We start from the raw sequence: 13,398 nt of genomic DNA, 5'->3' as shown, positions 1-13,398 counted from the left end.
CGCCGGCTGGCAGGCGGGTGACGGGATCGCCGCCTTCTGGACCGCGCCGGGCCAGTGGATGATCGAGGCCGCCGGCCGCGCCACGGCGGATTTCGCCGCCGACCTTGCCGCTGCAGCGCCGGGTTGCAGCGTCACGGAACAGACCGATGGCTGGGTCTGTTCCGAACTTGCCGCCGCTTCACAGGCCGATGCCCTGCGGCGCCTGCTGGAAAAGCTGGTCAATATCGACCCCGAGCAGCTGCAACCGGGCACCGCCCTGCGCACCGGGCTGGACCATCAATCCGTGTTCCTGCTCCGGCGCGCGCCGGACCATCTGGCGATCTGGGGAATGCGCTCGGCGGCGCGGTCGCTCTGGCACGCGATCACAAGTGCCGCGGAACAACAGACCGTCAGCCCGGGCTGAGGCCGCCGGGCCGCCTATTCACACTTGCAAGAAGATGGACACGAGATGCAGAAATTCACGCTCACCGTAACCTGTTCCTCCACCCGCGGCATCGTTGCCGCCATTTCCACCTTCCTGGCCGAGAATGGCTGCAACATCACCGACAGCAGCCAGTTCGACGATCTGGAAAGCGGCCGGTTTTTCACCCGTATCAGCTTTGCCTCGGAACAGGGCCGGACCCTGAGCGACCTGCAGTCCGATTTCGCCGCGGTTGCGGCGCCCTTCGACATGGAGTTCGCCTTTCATGACGAGGCCCGGAAAATGAAGGTGGTGGTGATGGTCAGCCGTTTCGGCCATTGCCTGAACGACCTGCTGTACCGGTGCCGCATCGGCGCGCTGCCGATCGAGATCGTCGCGGTGATTTCCAACCACATGGACTATCAGAAACTGGTGGTGAACCACGACATCCCGTTCCACTACATCAAGGTCACCCGCCAGAACAAACCCCAGGCCGAGGCCCAGCTGATGCAGGTGGTCGAAGACTCCGGCGCCGAACTGGTGGTGCTGGCCCGCTATATGCAGATCCTGTCGGATGAAATGTGCCGCAAGATGTCCGGCCGGATCATCAATATCCACCACTCCTTCCTGCCCAGTTTCAAGGGTGCCAACCCCTATAAACAGGCGTTCGAGCGCGGGGTGAAACTGATCGGGGCGACGTCGCATTACGTGACCGCCGACCTGGACGAGGGCCCGATCATCGAACAGGACACGGTGCGGATCACCCATGCCCAAAGCGCCGAGGACTATGTCAGCCTGGGCCGCGATGTCGAGGCGCAGGTGCTGGCCCGCGCCATCCATGCCCATGCCCATCGCCGGGTCTTCCTCAATGGCAACAAGACCGTGGTCTTCCCCGCCTCGCCCGGATCCTACTGTTCCGAACGGATGGGCTGAGGCAGCGCAGAGCCTGCGGCGCCCCCGGCCCGGCGATCAGACATTGCTGGAAACTCCCGGCCAGACTGCATAGCTTGGCGTCACAGCCGCCTGAACCGCCCCGGTGGCCGGGGCCGGGAGCGATGGCGAAACCCGGACAGCACATACGGATACCTGCCCTTGAAGAGTGAGACCAAGACGCTGCGCCAGAACCCGCACGCCATTCGCGAGGCACGGGAAAAGAACCTGGAGGTCGCGATCGGCCGCCAGGTCCGCGATCTGCGCAAGCGTCAGAGGATGACCGGGGCCGATCTGGCGAAACAGACCGGCCTGTCGGTCGGCATGTTGTCCAAGATCGAAAACGGGGTGATCTCGCCCTCGCTGACCACGATTTCACTGCTGGCCCATGCGCTGCGCGTGCCGCTGGTGCAGCTGTTTTCCGGCTATGAGGAAGAACGCGGCTGCATGCATGTCAAGGCCGGCCAGGGCGTCGAAATCGAGCGCGCCGGCACCCGCGCCGGCCATCAATACCACCTGCTGGGCCATATCGGCTCCAACAATTCCGGCGTCGTGGTCGAACCCTATATGATCACGCTGGACAGCGAGAGCGACCGGTTCCCGACCTTCCAGCACGAGGGGATCGAACTGCTCTATATGCTGGACGGGGTGATGCGATACCGCCATGGCGACAAGCAGTTCCTGATGGAGGCCGGCGATTCGCTGCTGTTTGATTCCGATGCGCCGCATGGGCCGGAAATCCTCGAAGAATTGCCGATCCGATATCTCTCGATCATCACCTATCCACAGCAGAGATAACCGCCCGACCCCGGTGCGGGGTGGCAAAAACGCTCAAGATTTCATCAAATGCCGACCTGTCGGCGGCAAAGTTCTGGCGCGTGCAATTTTTCCTAGTGCGAATAAAACTTTCTTTGTAAGCACAGCGGCAACACAGGTTACTGCTCTCTTGAAAGTCTTACGGAGGATCTATGTGCGGCATTGTTGGCCTTTTCCTGAAAAAGGATGAACTGCGCCCCAGGCTTGGCGATTTGCTGACCGACATGCTTATCACCATGACCGATCGCGGACCCGACAGCGCCGGGATCGCGATCTATGGGTCCGAGACCGGCGGCCTGAAGATCACGGTGCAATCGGACACGCCCGATCAGGACTTTGCCGGGCTCGACACGGCCCTGGCCGCGGCGCTTGGCGCCGAGGTGTCGATGCGCGTGCTCAGCACCCATGCCGTGCTGGCCCTGCCGGCCGAGCATGAGGCAGCCGCCGTCGCCGAGCTCGAAGCGCGCGGGCTCAGGATCATGAGCGTCGGCACCAGCATGGAGATCTTCAAGGAGGTCGGCCTGCCGAAAGACGTCGCCGAACGCTTCGGCATTCGCGGGATGGGCGGCAGCCACGGCATCGGCCATACCCGGATGGCCACCGAATCCGCGGTCACCACGCTGGGGGCGCATCCCTTCTCGACTGCGGGCGATCAATGCCTGGTACATAACGGCTCGCTGTCCAACCACAACGACATGCGGCGCAAGCTGGCCAAAAAGGGCGTCTATACCAAAACCGAAAACGACACCGAGGTCGGCGCCGCCTATATCTCGTCGCGGATTGCCGAGGGTGCTTCGCTGGGGGAGGCGCTGGAAGGCACGCTGAAGGATCTGGACGGGTTCTTCACCTTCGTCACCGGCACACGGGACGGGTTCGGCGTGGTCCGCGACCCGATCGCCTGCAAGCCCGCGGTGATGGCCGAAACCGACGACTATGTCGCCTTCGGCAGCGAATACCGCGCCTTTGCCAACCTGCCCGGCATCGACACCGCCCGTATCTGGGAACCCGAGCCCGCCACCGTCTATTTCTGGGAGCGCTAAGACATGCCCGTTCTGGATATGCTGAAAACCGACCTGCGCGAGGTCAACCTGACCCTGCAATCTGCCGCACGGGCCCAGGCCAACGAGGCCTATGTGATCAAGAACCCCCGCGGATCGCATGCCATCGCGGTGGGTCTGGACGGGCCGGTCGCCGTCACCGTCAAGGGCTCCACCGGCTATTACTGCGCCGGCATGAACAAGGCAGCGACCATCCATGTCGAAGGTTCGGTCGGGCCGGGCGTGGCCGAGAACATGATGTCCGGCGCGGTCACCGTCGATGGCGATGCCAGCCAATATGCCGGCGCCACCGGCCGCGGCGGTCTGCTGAACATCAAGGGCAATGCCTCGTCGCGCTGTGGCATCTCGATGAAGGGCATCGACATCGTGGTGCATGGCAATATCGGCCACATGTCCGCCTTCATGGCGCAGAAAGGCAACCTGGTCGTGCTGGGCGATGCCGGCGATGCGCTTGGCGACAGCCTCTACGAGGCGCGGCTGTTCGTGCGCGGCGCGGTCAAGTCGCTGGGCGCGGATTGCATCGAAAAGGACATGCGGCAGGAACATCTTGACCTGCTGGCCGACCTGCTGGCGCGCGCCGGGGCCGATGCCAGACCGGAAGAGTTCAAGCGCTATGGCTCGGCCCGCAAGCTTTACAACTTCAACATCGATCACGCCGACGCGTATTGAGGAACGGATGATGGACAAGACCCCCCAAACCGAACCGCGCCAGTCCTGGACCTTTTCCAGAGAGGTGAATTCCGAGATCCGCCGCGCCGCCGCCACCGGCATCTACGACATCCGCGGCGGCGGCGCGAAACGCCGCGTGCCGCATTTCGACGACCTGCTGTTCCTGGGCGCCTCGATCTCGCGCTATCCGCTGGAAGGCTATCGCGAGAAATGCGAGACCAGCGTGACGCTGGGCACCCGCTTTGCCAAGAAACCGATCGAGCTGAAGATCCCGATCACCATCGCCGGCATGTCCTTCGGGGCGCTGTCGGGCCACGCCAAGGAGGCCCTGGGCCGTGGCGCCACCATGGCCGGCACCTCGACCACCACCGGCGATGGCGGCATGACCGAGGAAGAGCGCGGCCATTCCGAGAAACTGGTCTACCAATACCTGCCCAGCCGCTATGGCATGAACCCCGATGACCTGCGCCGCGCCGACGCGATCGAGGTGGTGGTTGGCCAGGGCGCCAAACCCGGCGGCGGCGGCATGCTGCTGGGCCAGAAGATCACCGAACGGGTGGCCGGCATGCGCGACCTGCCGGTCGGCATCGACCAGCGCTCGGCCTGCCGCCACCCGGACTGGACCGGGCCCGACGACCTGGAAATCAAGATCCTCGAATTGCGCGAAATCACCAATTGGGAAAAGCCGATCTATATCAAGGTCGGCGGCGCGCGGCCCTATTACGACACCGCCCTGGCGGTCAAGGCCGGGGCCGACGTGGTGGTGCTGGATGGCATGCAGGGCGGCACCGCCGCCACCCAGGACGTGTTCATCGAGAATGTCGGCCAGCCGACCCTGGCCTGCATTCGGCCCGCGGTGCAGGCGCTGCAGGATCTGGGCATGCACCGCGAGGTGCAGCTGGTGGTCTCGGGCGGCATCCGCACCGGCGCCGACGTCGCCAAGGCGCTGGCGCTGGGGGCCGACGCGGTGGCCATCGGCACCGCGGCGCTGATCGCCCTGGGTGACAACGATCCCAAATGGGAAGCCGAATACGCCGAGCTGGGAACCACCGCCGGCGCCTATGACGACTGGCACGAAGGCCGCGATCCGGCCGGCATCACCACCCAGGATCCCGCGTTGATGCAGCGGCTTGACCCGGTTGCCGCCGGCCGCCGGCTGCGCAACTACCTGAACGTGATGACGCTGGAATGCCAGACGCTGGCCCGCGCCTGCGGCAAAAGCCACGTGCACAACCTGGAACCCGAAGACCTGTGCGCGCTGACCATGGAAGCCGCGGCCATGGCCCAGGTGCCTTTGGCCGGGACCAATTGGTGGCCGGGCAAAAGCGGCTTTTGAACCACAAAAACAAATCGGCGGCACGGACCCCCGGATGACAGGGATAGAAAGGACTTAGGAATGGCCGATCTGGCGGAATTTGCCCGGGAAAAGGGCGTCAAATATTTCATGATCTCCTATACCGACCTCTTCGGAGGCCAGCGGGCCAAGCTGGTGCCGGCGCAGGCGATCGCGGAAATGCAGGCGGAGGGTGCCGGGTTTGCCGGCTTCGCCACCTGGCTTGACCTGACCCCGGCGCATCCCGACATGCTGGCCGTGCCGGATCCCGCAGCGGTGATCCAGCTGCCCTGGAAGCCCGAGGTCGCCTGGGTGGCGGCCGATTGCGTGATGGAAGGGGCCGAAGTCGAACAGGCGCCGCGCAACGTGCTGCGCAAACTGGTGGCCGAGGCGGCAAAAGCCGGGCTGCGGGTGAAAACCGGGGTCGAGGCGGAATTCTTCCTGCTGACCCCCGAGGGCGACCAGATTTCCGACGCCTACGACACCGCGGAAAAGCCCTGCTATGACCAGCAGGCGGTGATGCGGCGCTACGACGTGATTGCCGAGATCTGCGACTATATGTTGGAACTGGGCTGGGGCCCCTACCAGAACGACCACGAAGACGCCAACGGCCAGTTCGAAATGAACTGGGGCTTTGACGATGCGCTGGTGACCGCCGACCGCCACAGCTTTTTCAAGTTCATGGTGAAATCCGTCGCCGAAAAACACGGGCTGCGCGCCACCTTCATGCCCAAGCCCATCGAAGGGCTGACCGGCAATGGCTGTCACGCGCATATCTCGGTCTGGGATCTGGACGGGACCACCAATGCCTTTGCCGGCACCGGCTCGGGCCAGACCGGCGAGGTGGGGCTGTCTGAACAGGGGGCGCAGTTCCTCGGCGGGATCATGCAGCATGGCGAGGCGCTGGCCGCGATCACCAACCCGACCGTCAACAGCTACAAGCGGATCAATGCGCCGCGCACCCTTTCCGGCGCAACCTGGGCGCCGAACACCCTGACCTGGACCGGCAACAACCGCACCCACATGGTGCGCGTGCCCGGCCCCGGCCGGTTCGAATTGCGGCTGCCCGATGGTGCCGCCAACCCCTATCTGCTGCAGGCGGTGATCATCGCCGCCGGCCTGTCCGGCCTGCGCAGCCAGGCCGATCCCGGCCCGCGCTCGGATATCGACATGTATGCCGTAGGCCATACGATCACGGATGCCCCGAAATTGCCGCTGAACCTGCTGGACGCGATCCGGGCCTTCGATGCCGACACCGATCTGAAAGCCATGCTGGGGGACGGGTTTGCAGCCTCCTACGTCAAGCTGAAACAGCAGGAATGGAATTCCTTCGTGTCGCATTTCTCCCGCTGGGAGAAAGACAACACGCTCGACATCTGAGCGCGGCCGGGGATACCGCCAAGATCGCGGCGCCGGGCCTTCGCGGGCGGCTGGCGCCGCCCTAGCCGCTCACTTGCCGCGGCACCCGGTCCTGCATCCGGTCCAGATGCGCCCCGGACAGGATCTTGACGATCTCGAAGGCTGCGGCGGCTGGCAAGGTGGTGTCGATCTGCAGCCGGACATCGTCCAGCTGGTCGTCGATCGAGGTCATCGCAAACGCCGGGGTCACCGTGCCGGTTCCGTTCTTGGTCTTTCCCATGATCTCCTCCCTCTCGCGAGTTCCCGCAGTCTAGCAGGAAAAACCACCCGTGGCGCGCCAATGCAGAAGGCGTGCAAAATCAAATCCCGCACCAGCCTGACCAAGTCCGCATCGCGGCGGTTCGATAGGATTGGCGCCGGGCGGCGTCCTGCCTAAACTGCCGGCATGGGCTATGTGACGTCTTTGTTTGCACGGAAAATGGCGGCTGCGGCGGGACAGGCCGTCGATGCGCCGGCCTTGCTGACCAGCGTCGGGATCGATCCCGAGGGCGCCTGGGATCCCAAACACATGATCCCCGCGGCAACCTATTACGACATGCTGGAACGGATCGCCGCGCAGACCGACGTGACCGATCTGCCGATCCATGTCGGCGCCTCGATGCGTTGCGACGAATATGGCGCGCTGGGGCTGGCCTGGAAGGCGGCGCTGACGCTGCAAGGTTCGTTTTCCCGCGTCGAACGCTATGCCCGGCTGTGGACCAGCGTGGTGGAATACGAGTTGCGCCCCGATCCGCGCGGCACGCTGTTCATCCTGCACCGCGATGGCGCGCGGCGGCTGGGCCTGCGGCTGTCGAACGAGGCGACGCTTGCCAGCGGGGTGTCGCTGGCCCGCCAGGTCTGCGCCGAGCCGTTTGCACCGCTGGAGGTGCAGATCCGCCATCCGGCTCCGAAAACGGCCTCGATTCACGAAGACTGGTTCGGCTGCCCAGTGCGGTTTGGCGCGGATCTCGACGCGCTGCTGCTGTCGGACACGGCGCTGGCCCGGCCCAATATCCTGGGAGACGAGGGGATCTCCCGCTATCTGGTGTCGCAGCTGGATGTCGAACTCTCCCAGGTCGGCGACCGCTCGCTGGTCGAGCAGGCCAGAGGCGCGATCGCCCAGGCGCTCAGCGAAGGCGTTCCGAAAATGTCCGACATCGCCCGCGGTCTGGGTCTGAGCGCGCGTTCTTTCCACCGCCGCCTCTCCGAACACGGGGTGAGTTTCCAGGCCATCACCGAGGACACCCGCCGCGAACTGGCCAAGGGGCTGCTGCGGGACAATCGCCACTCGCTGGCGGAAATTGCCTTTCTAACCGGGTTTTCCGAGCAGAGCTCGTTCACCCGCGCCTTCAAACGCTGGGTCGGGCAGACCCCGGCCAGCTATCGCAGGGCGCGCGCGGCGCAGTGAGGGCGGCCTTGGCCGGCGCGGTCAAAACCCTGGCGGCATCGGTTAAGACCGGCGCGGGCCGGCGCAGCTATTCCTTGGACACACCCCAGAGCCAAGGAGCGTGAGCCATGCAGACCAACCCCATTCTCGTCATCGGCGCCACCGGCAAGACCGGCAGCCGCGTTGCCGCCCGGCTGGAGGCCGCCGGCGTTCCGGTCCGGCGCGGAACCCGCCGTGCCAACCGACCCTTCGACTGGGACGCGCCCGACACCTGGGCCGCCGCCTTCGAGGGCGTGCGCGCCGCCTATGTCACCTATTTCCCCGATCTCGCCTTCCCCGGTGCCGTCGACAAGCTGGACTCGCTCTGCGAGACGGCAAAGGCGGCGGGGGTCGGCCATCTCGTGCTGCTGTCGGGGCGCGGCGAACATCACGCCCGCCTCGGCGAGGCCGTGGTCCGCGACTCTGGCGTGGATTTCACCATCGTGCGCGCGGCCTGGTTCGCGCAAAATTTCAGCGAAGGCTATCTGCGCGACCCGATCCTGTCCGGCGTTTTGCCGATGCCCGGTGGCGACATAAGCGAACCGATCATCGACGTGGACGACATTGCCGATGTCGTGGTCGAGGCCCTCACCGGCGAGGGCCACAGGGGCGAACTCTACGAGGTGACCGGGCCGCGGCTGATGACCTTCGCCCAGATGGCGGCGGATCTTGCTGCCGCCACCGGCCGCCCGATCCGCCATATCCCGATCTCGTTCGAGGATTTCCACGCCAATATCGCCCGGGCGGGTGGCGATTTCGTCGCCGATGTCTTCACCGCCATCGCCCGCGAAACCCTGGACGGGCGCAATGCGCATCTGGGTGACGGAGTCCAGCGGGCACTGGGCCGCGCGCCGCGCGATTTCTCGGATTTCGCCAGCACCGCCGCCCGCGCCGGCAAATGGCCGGCGGCGGCCTAAGGCCCGCTCTCCCGCTACCGAAAGGAACCGCGATGCCTCTCACCCGATTTCAAGGCTTCACCCTCTTCCTGTCCGGTGTCACCGCGCTTGGCATCGGCGCAGTGATCCTGTTTGTGCCGCAGAGCTTTTATGCCGGCTCCGGCATCGCTCTGGGCGATGACGTCAATCTTCTGAGCGAGCTGCGCGCGCCGGCGGCGGGGCTTGCCGCGCTTGGGGCGCTGATGCTGGCCGGGATTCTCCGCAGCGCGCTGCGCCAGGCGGCCATCGCGGCGGCGCTGATCGTCTCTCTCGCCTTCCCCGCCGGGCGGCTGGTGGGCCTGATCACGGATGGCATGCCCAATGCCAGCATTCTCACCGCGCTGGTTGTCGAACTGGCCCTCGGGGTACTTTGCCTGATCGCCTTTCGCCACCGGCTGGGCCTGGCCGCACCCGCGACCCATAGCCGCCGCATCGCCGTCCGCTAACCCGCCCGCCCGGAGTGCCCTGTTATGTCCCCGTTTTTCACATTCCTACTGCACCTCTCCGTTCTGGCTTATGCGCTGGTGGGTGGTGTCTTCCTCGCCTTTTCGGACTTCATCATGCGGTCGCTGGCGCTGACCACCGGGACCGGCGGCGCCGAGGCGATGCAGGCCATCAACCGCGAAGTGTTTCGCTGGGTGTTCATGACCCTGTTCCTGGGCATGGCCGCGATCTCGGCGATCCTCGTCGGTTATTCTGTAACCCGGCTTACCGCGCCCGGTAACCTGTTGATCCTGTTGGCAGGTCTCGTCTATCTGTTGGGCAGTTTCGGCGTTACGGTTGTTTTCAACGTGCCAATGAACACGGCGCTGGCCGATATGGATCCGTCGCAAGCGGCCACGCAGGACTATTGGGTCGGCACCTACCTGCCGCGCTGGACCTTCTGGAACAGCGTCCGCACGCTGGCCTGTACCCTTGCGGCGGCGCTGTTGCTGGCCGGGCTGTACCGAACCCTCCAGCCGCCGCCAACCTGATGAGAAGGCCGAGCGCCGGAAATGGATAGGATGATGACAGGGCACCCCCCCACGCTGCACATGCTCTGCGGCAAGATCGCCTCGGGAAAATCCACGCTGGCGGCCGAACTCGGCCGGGTCGAGGGCACGGTGATTCTGGTCGAAGACGATTGGCTGCATGCGCTTTATGCCGACCAGTTGTCCACCCTGCCCGACTACCGGCGCTGCACGGCCAAGCTGCGGCAGGCTATGGGCCCGCATATCATTTCCCTGCTGAAGGCCGGGCTTTCGGTGGTGCTGGATTTCCAGGCCAACACGGTCGAGTCGCGGCGCTGGATGCGCGGCCTTCTGGATCAGACCACCGCCTCCCATGCGCTGCATTTCCTCGACGTTTCCGATGCCGATTGCCTGGCCCGGTTGCAGCGGCGCAATGCCAGCGGCGCACATCCCTTCGCGGTGACCGAAGCGCAGTTCCAGCAGTTCAGCCAGCATTTTGTGGCGCCCACGCCCGCGGAGGGGTTCCACATCGTGACCCATCCGGGCGCAACCGACAGCTAGGCCCGGCGCGGTATGCCGGCCGCGCGCCTCAGCCCGCGATCGACCGCTCCAGCAGCGTCAGCATCGCGGTGATATAGCTGTCCTTGTCGCCGCCCTGGGCAATGGCCAGCGCCGTGCGGTCGAAGGCCGCCGACAGAATGTCGGTCATCGCGTCGAGTTCGCCCGGCGCGGCCTGCGGGAACGCCTGCGCAAGGCCGTCGCGCAGCTGCGCCTGGCCATCCGCCAGATCCGGATCCGCCGCCGCCGCGTGCCCCAGCACCGCGGGCAGGTCCAGCAACAGCAGACGCGACCGCCCCGGAACGCTCATGGCGTCGAAATAGGCCACTGCCCCCAGCTTGATCGCCTGAACCGCCTCGGGCACGTCTTGCGTGGCCGCTTCGATGGCCTGGCCGACCGCCTCCGCCTCGCGGATGCAGACCGCGCGGAACAGGTCGGTCTTGTCGGCAAAGTGGTGATACAGCGCGCCGCGCGTCACCCCCGCCGCGGTGACGATCATCGGCGTGCTGGTCGCGGCATAGCCTTCGGTCACGAACAGGTCGCGCGCCGCGTCGATCAATTGCGCCCGCATGGCGTTGCTGCGTTCTGTCTGGGTCCGACGCCGGGCGGATTGCGCGGCAGGATCTGTGTTCGGGCTCACTTACATACACCTTGCATGTTTCTGAATCGAATGTTACATACAGCCTGTATGTAACATCAACACAGAGGTGCTGCAATGAAGACGACGCAATATTACCCGGTGCTCCAGGTGGCCGATGTCGCAGGGACCAGCGCATTCTACCGGCAACATTTCGGCTTTCGCGCCCTGTTCGAAAGCGATTGGTACGTGCATCTGCAACAACGGCAGGACGCCGCCGTGAACCTCGCGATCCTGCGCTATGACCACCACACCATCCCCGAGGGCGGGCGCGGGGAAACCCGCGGGCTGATCCTGAATTTCGAGGTCGAAGATGTCGATGCCGAAGATGCCCGCCTGCGTGCCCAAGGCGTGCCGGTGGTCAAGTCGCTGCGCGACGAGCCCTTCGGCCAGCGCCACGCGATCTTCCGCGATCCCAACGGTGTGCTGATCGACGTGATCACGCCTATCCCGCCGACAGAGGGCTTTGCCGAGGGTTTCGCGGCCGAGGCGCTGCCGACCTGAGCGATGGTCGGAACATCGTGGTCCGGGCCGGCACGCACCGCCGGCCCGACTTTACCGCAGCTCAGACCCGGATACCGTACCGGCTGATCTTGTCGTTCAGGGTGCGCCGCGCCATGCCCAATGCCTTGGCCGCACGTTCGGTATTGCCGCGGCAATGTTCCAGCGCCAGCCGGATCTCGCGCGCCTCGAAGGCGGCCACCCGGTCGGCCAGGCTTTCGGGGGCGGCCAGCGGCCGGTCGGTGCCCTCGGGAATATCCAGCCCCAGGGTAAAGCGTTCGGCCAGCGCCTTGAGTTCGCGCACATTGCCAGGCCAGGGGCGACGCAGCAGGCGCTGTTTCAGGCCATAATCCACCACCGGCATCTCGCGGCCATAGCGCGCCGCCGCCAGGCCAGCATAATGGCTGAACAGCAGCACGATATCTTCGCCCAGGGCGCGCAGCGGCTCGACCGTGATCTCGGCCCCGGCCAGGCGATAGAACAGGTCGGCGCGGAAACTGCCATCCAGCGTGCGCGGCCGCAGATCGGTTTTCGAGGTGGCGATGATGCGCAGGTCCAGCGGCCGCAGCTGGTTTTCGCCCAGCCGCTCGACCATGCGTTCCTGCAGCGCGCGCAGCAGCTTGGGCTGGATCGCCTCGGGCATCGCCTCGACCTCGTCCAGCATCAGCGTCCCGCCCGAGGCCGCCTCCAGCTTGCCGGGCTTGTCCTGGGCGCCGGGAAAGGCACCGGCGACATGGCCGAAGATCTCGATCTCGAACAGGCTTTCGGGCAGCGCCGCGCAATTCACCGCCACGAAGGGGCCAGCGGCGCGGGCGCTGGCCCGGTGCAGCGCGCGGGCGATCAGCTCTTTGCCGGTGCCGGTTTCGCCGGTCACCACGATGTCCAGGTCGGTCGGGGCCAGCGCCGCGATACGCGCCCGCAGCGCGGTGATCGCCGCCGATTGCCCCAGCAACCCGCCCTCGTCACGCCGGGCGATCCGGTCCTGCAGCCGACCCAGCTCGTCGCGGGTGGCGCGGGTGCGCAGCCCGCGCTCGATCACCGTCAGCAGGTGCATCCCGTCATAGGGTTTTTCCAGGAAATCCTCGGCCCCGGCGCGCATCGCCTGCACCGCCTGGGTTAATTCGCCGTGGCCCGAAATAAGGATCACCGGGCAGTCCGGGTCGCGCGCCCGCACCGCCTGCAACAGCGCCTGGCCGTCCATTCCCGGCATTCGCAGATCGGTCAGCACCAGGTCCGGCCGCGTCGCCGCCGCCAAGGCGGCCCGGCCCTCGGCAAAACCCTCGGCGCGATAGCCGGCGGCCTCGATCAGGTCGCACAGCGCCAGGCGATGGTCCCGGTCATCCTCGACCACGTGGATCAGCGGGCTCATTCGGCGGCCTCGCGGATGTCGTTCTCGGCCAGCAGCGGCAGCACCACGGCGATTTCGGCGCCGCCGTCGGGGCCCGAGCGGATATCCAGCCGGCCGCCGAATTGCTGCACCACCTCGAAACAGATCGACAGCCCCAGGCCCAGCCCCTCGCCGCCGACCTTGGTCGAGAAAAACGGCTCGGTCACCCGCGGCAGCACCTCGGCCGGGATGCCGGGGCCGTTGTCGCGCACCACCAGCGTCAGCTCGCCCCCCTCGCAGCAGAGCGTCAGCGCCACCTCGCCACGGCCCGGCGGCACCGCCTCGATGGCATTGTGCAGCAGGTTCACCAGCACCTGTTCCAGCCGGGCATGCCCGGCGCGCACCATCGGCGCATTCGGCGGCGGCTCGAACCGCAGCTGCACGCCGGCGGCATCGGCGC

General features: G+C 66.0%; 17 protein-coding genes. 13 read left to right on the top strand and 4 right to left on the bottom strand.

Features of this window, described 5'->3' with window-relative positions; genetic code table 11:
• The 7 genes from CVM52_RS18825 to glnT all read left to right on the top strand — a co-directional run.
• Positions 1 to 403 (top strand): sarcosine oxidase subunit gamma (locus CVM52_RS18825; protein WP_100163977.1); only part of this gene is annotated, 403 nt, incomplete at its 5' end.
• Positions 404 to 448: 45 nt separating this feature from the next.
• Entirely contained in the window at positions 449 to 1,333 is an 885-nt protein-coding gene (purU, locus tag CVM52_RS18820; RefSeq protein WP_100163976.1) for a formyltetrahydrofolate deformylase, read from the top strand.
• Positions 1,334 to 1,492: 159 nt separating this feature from the next.
• Positions 1,493 to 2,128, top strand: coding sequence for a helix-turn-helix domain-containing protein (locus tag CVM52_RS18815; RefSeq protein WP_100163975.1), 636 nt, complete (start codon positions 1,493 to 1,495; stop codon positions 2,126 to 2,128).
• Between the two features lie 170 nt (positions 2,129 to 2,298).
• On the top strand, positions 2,299 to 3,186 hold the full coding sequence (locus CVM52_RS18810) for a class II glutamine amidotransferase (RefSeq protein ID WP_100163974.1): 888 nt from the start codon (positions 2,299 to 2,301) through the stop codon (positions 3,184 to 3,186).
• A gap of 3 nt (positions 3,187 to 3,189) precedes the next feature.
• On the top strand, positions 3,190 to 3,873 hold the full coding sequence (locus CVM52_RS18805; RefSeq protein ID WP_100163973.1) for a GltB/FmdC/FwdC-like GXGXG domain-containing protein: 684 nt from the start codon (positions 3,190 to 3,192) through the stop codon (positions 3,871 to 3,873).
• A 10-nt stretch (positions 3,874 to 3,883) separates the two neighbouring features.
• Positions 3,884 to 5,209 (top strand): FMN-binding glutamate synthase family protein, encoded by a 1,326-nt coding sequence (locus tag CVM52_RS18800; RefSeq protein WP_100163979.1) that lies wholly within the window; start codon positions 3,884 to 3,886, stop codon positions 5,207 to 5,209.
• 60 nt (positions 5,210 to 5,269) lie between these two features.
• Complete coding sequence (glnT, locus tag CVM52_RS18795; protein ID WP_100163972.1) at positions 5,270 to 6,586, top strand: type III glutamate--ammonia ligase; 1,317 nt, start codon at positions 5,270 to 5,272, stop codon at positions 6,584 to 6,586.
• Positions 6,587 to 6,647: 61 nt separating this feature from the next.
• Here the strand turns inward: glnT and CVM52_RS18790 are convergent, their stop codons facing one another.
• On the bottom strand, positions 6,648 to 6,845 hold the full coding sequence (locus tag CVM52_RS18790) for a hypothetical protein (RefSeq protein ID WP_100163971.1): 198 nt from the start codon (positions 6,843 to 6,845) through the stop codon (positions 6,648 to 6,650).
• 198 nt (positions 6,846 to 7,043) lie between these two features.
• On the opposite strand from CVM52_RS18790, the gene CVM52_RS18785 reads away from it, so the two are divergent.
• The 5 genes from CVM52_RS18785 to CVM52_RS18765 all read left to right on the top strand — a co-directional run bounded on the left by CVM52_RS18785 (position 7,044) and on the right by CVM52_RS18765 (position 10,476).
• Positions 7,044 to 8,012, top strand: coding sequence for an AraC family transcriptional regulator (locus tag CVM52_RS18785; RefSeq protein WP_240621004.1), 969 nt, complete (start codon positions 7,044 to 7,046; stop codon positions 8,010 to 8,012).
• 107 nt (positions 8,013 to 8,119) lie between these two features.
• Positions 8,120 to 8,947 carry an NAD(P)H-binding protein gene (locus CVM52_RS18780; protein WP_100163969.1) on the top strand — a complete coding sequence of 276 codons (828 nt, stop codon included), beginning with the start codon at positions 8,120 to 8,122 and terminating at the stop codon, positions 8,945 to 8,947.
• A 32-nt stretch (positions 8,948 to 8,979) separates the two neighbouring features.
• Positions 8,980 to 9,411, top strand: a complete 432-nt coding sequence (locus CVM52_RS18775) for a DUF4345 family protein (RefSeq protein ID WP_100163968.1) — start codon at positions 8,980 to 8,982, stop codon at positions 9,409 to 9,411.
• A gap of 24 nt (positions 9,412 to 9,435) precedes the next feature.
• Positions 9,436 to 9,939, top strand: coding sequence for an anthrone oxygenase family protein (locus tag CVM52_RS18770; RefSeq protein ID WP_100163967.1), 504 nt, complete (start codon positions 9,436 to 9,438; stop codon positions 9,937 to 9,939).
• A gap of 33 nt (positions 9,940 to 9,972) precedes the next feature.
• Positions 9,973 to 10,476: a P-loop nucleotide/nucleoside kinase family protein gene (locus CVM52_RS18765; protein WP_240621003.1), complete on the top strand. Its 504-nt coding sequence runs from the start codon at positions 9,973 to 9,975 to the stop codon at positions 10,474 to 10,476.
• Positions 10,477 to 10,504: 28 nt separating this feature from the next.
• Here the strand turns inward: CVM52_RS18765 and CVM52_RS18760 are convergent, their stop codons facing one another.
• Positions 10,505 to 11,044 (bottom strand): TetR/AcrR family transcriptional regulator, encoded by a 540-nt coding sequence (locus CVM52_RS18760; RefSeq protein WP_100163978.1) that lies wholly within the window; start codon positions 11,042 to 11,044, stop codon positions 10,505 to 10,507.
• A gap of 144 nt (positions 11,045 to 11,188) precedes the next feature.
• On the opposite strand from CVM52_RS18760, the gene CVM52_RS18755 reads away from it, so the two are divergent.
• Positions 11,189 to 11,614 carry a VOC family protein gene (locus CVM52_RS18755; RefSeq protein ID WP_100163965.1) on the top strand — a complete coding sequence of 142 codons (426 nt, stop codon included), beginning with the start codon at positions 11,189 to 11,191 and terminating at the stop codon, positions 11,612 to 11,614.
• Between the two features lie 61 nt (positions 11,615 to 11,675).
• Here CVM52_RS18755 and CVM52_RS18750 read toward each other — a convergent pair whose 3' ends face one another.
• Positions 11,676 to 12,980, bottom strand: coding sequence for a sigma-54-dependent transcriptional regulator (locus CVM52_RS18750; protein WP_100163964.1), 1,305 nt, complete (start codon positions 12,978 to 12,980; stop codon positions 11,676 to 11,678).
• A partial coding sequence (locus tag CVM52_RS18745) for a sensor histidine kinase (protein ID WP_240621002.1) occupies positions 12,977 to 13,398 on the bottom strand: 422 nt, incomplete at its 5' end. The genes CVM52_RS18750 and CVM52_RS18745, both read right to left, overlap by 4 nt.

The sequence above is a fragment of the Pseudooceanicola lipolyticus genome (assembly GCF_002786325.1).
Lineage (GTDB): Bacteria > Pseudomonadota > Alphaproteobacteria > Rhodobacterales > Rhodobacteraceae > Pseudooceanicola_C > Pseudooceanicola_C lipolyticus.
This window is presented reverse-complemented; position numbering and strand designations above follow the sequence as displayed.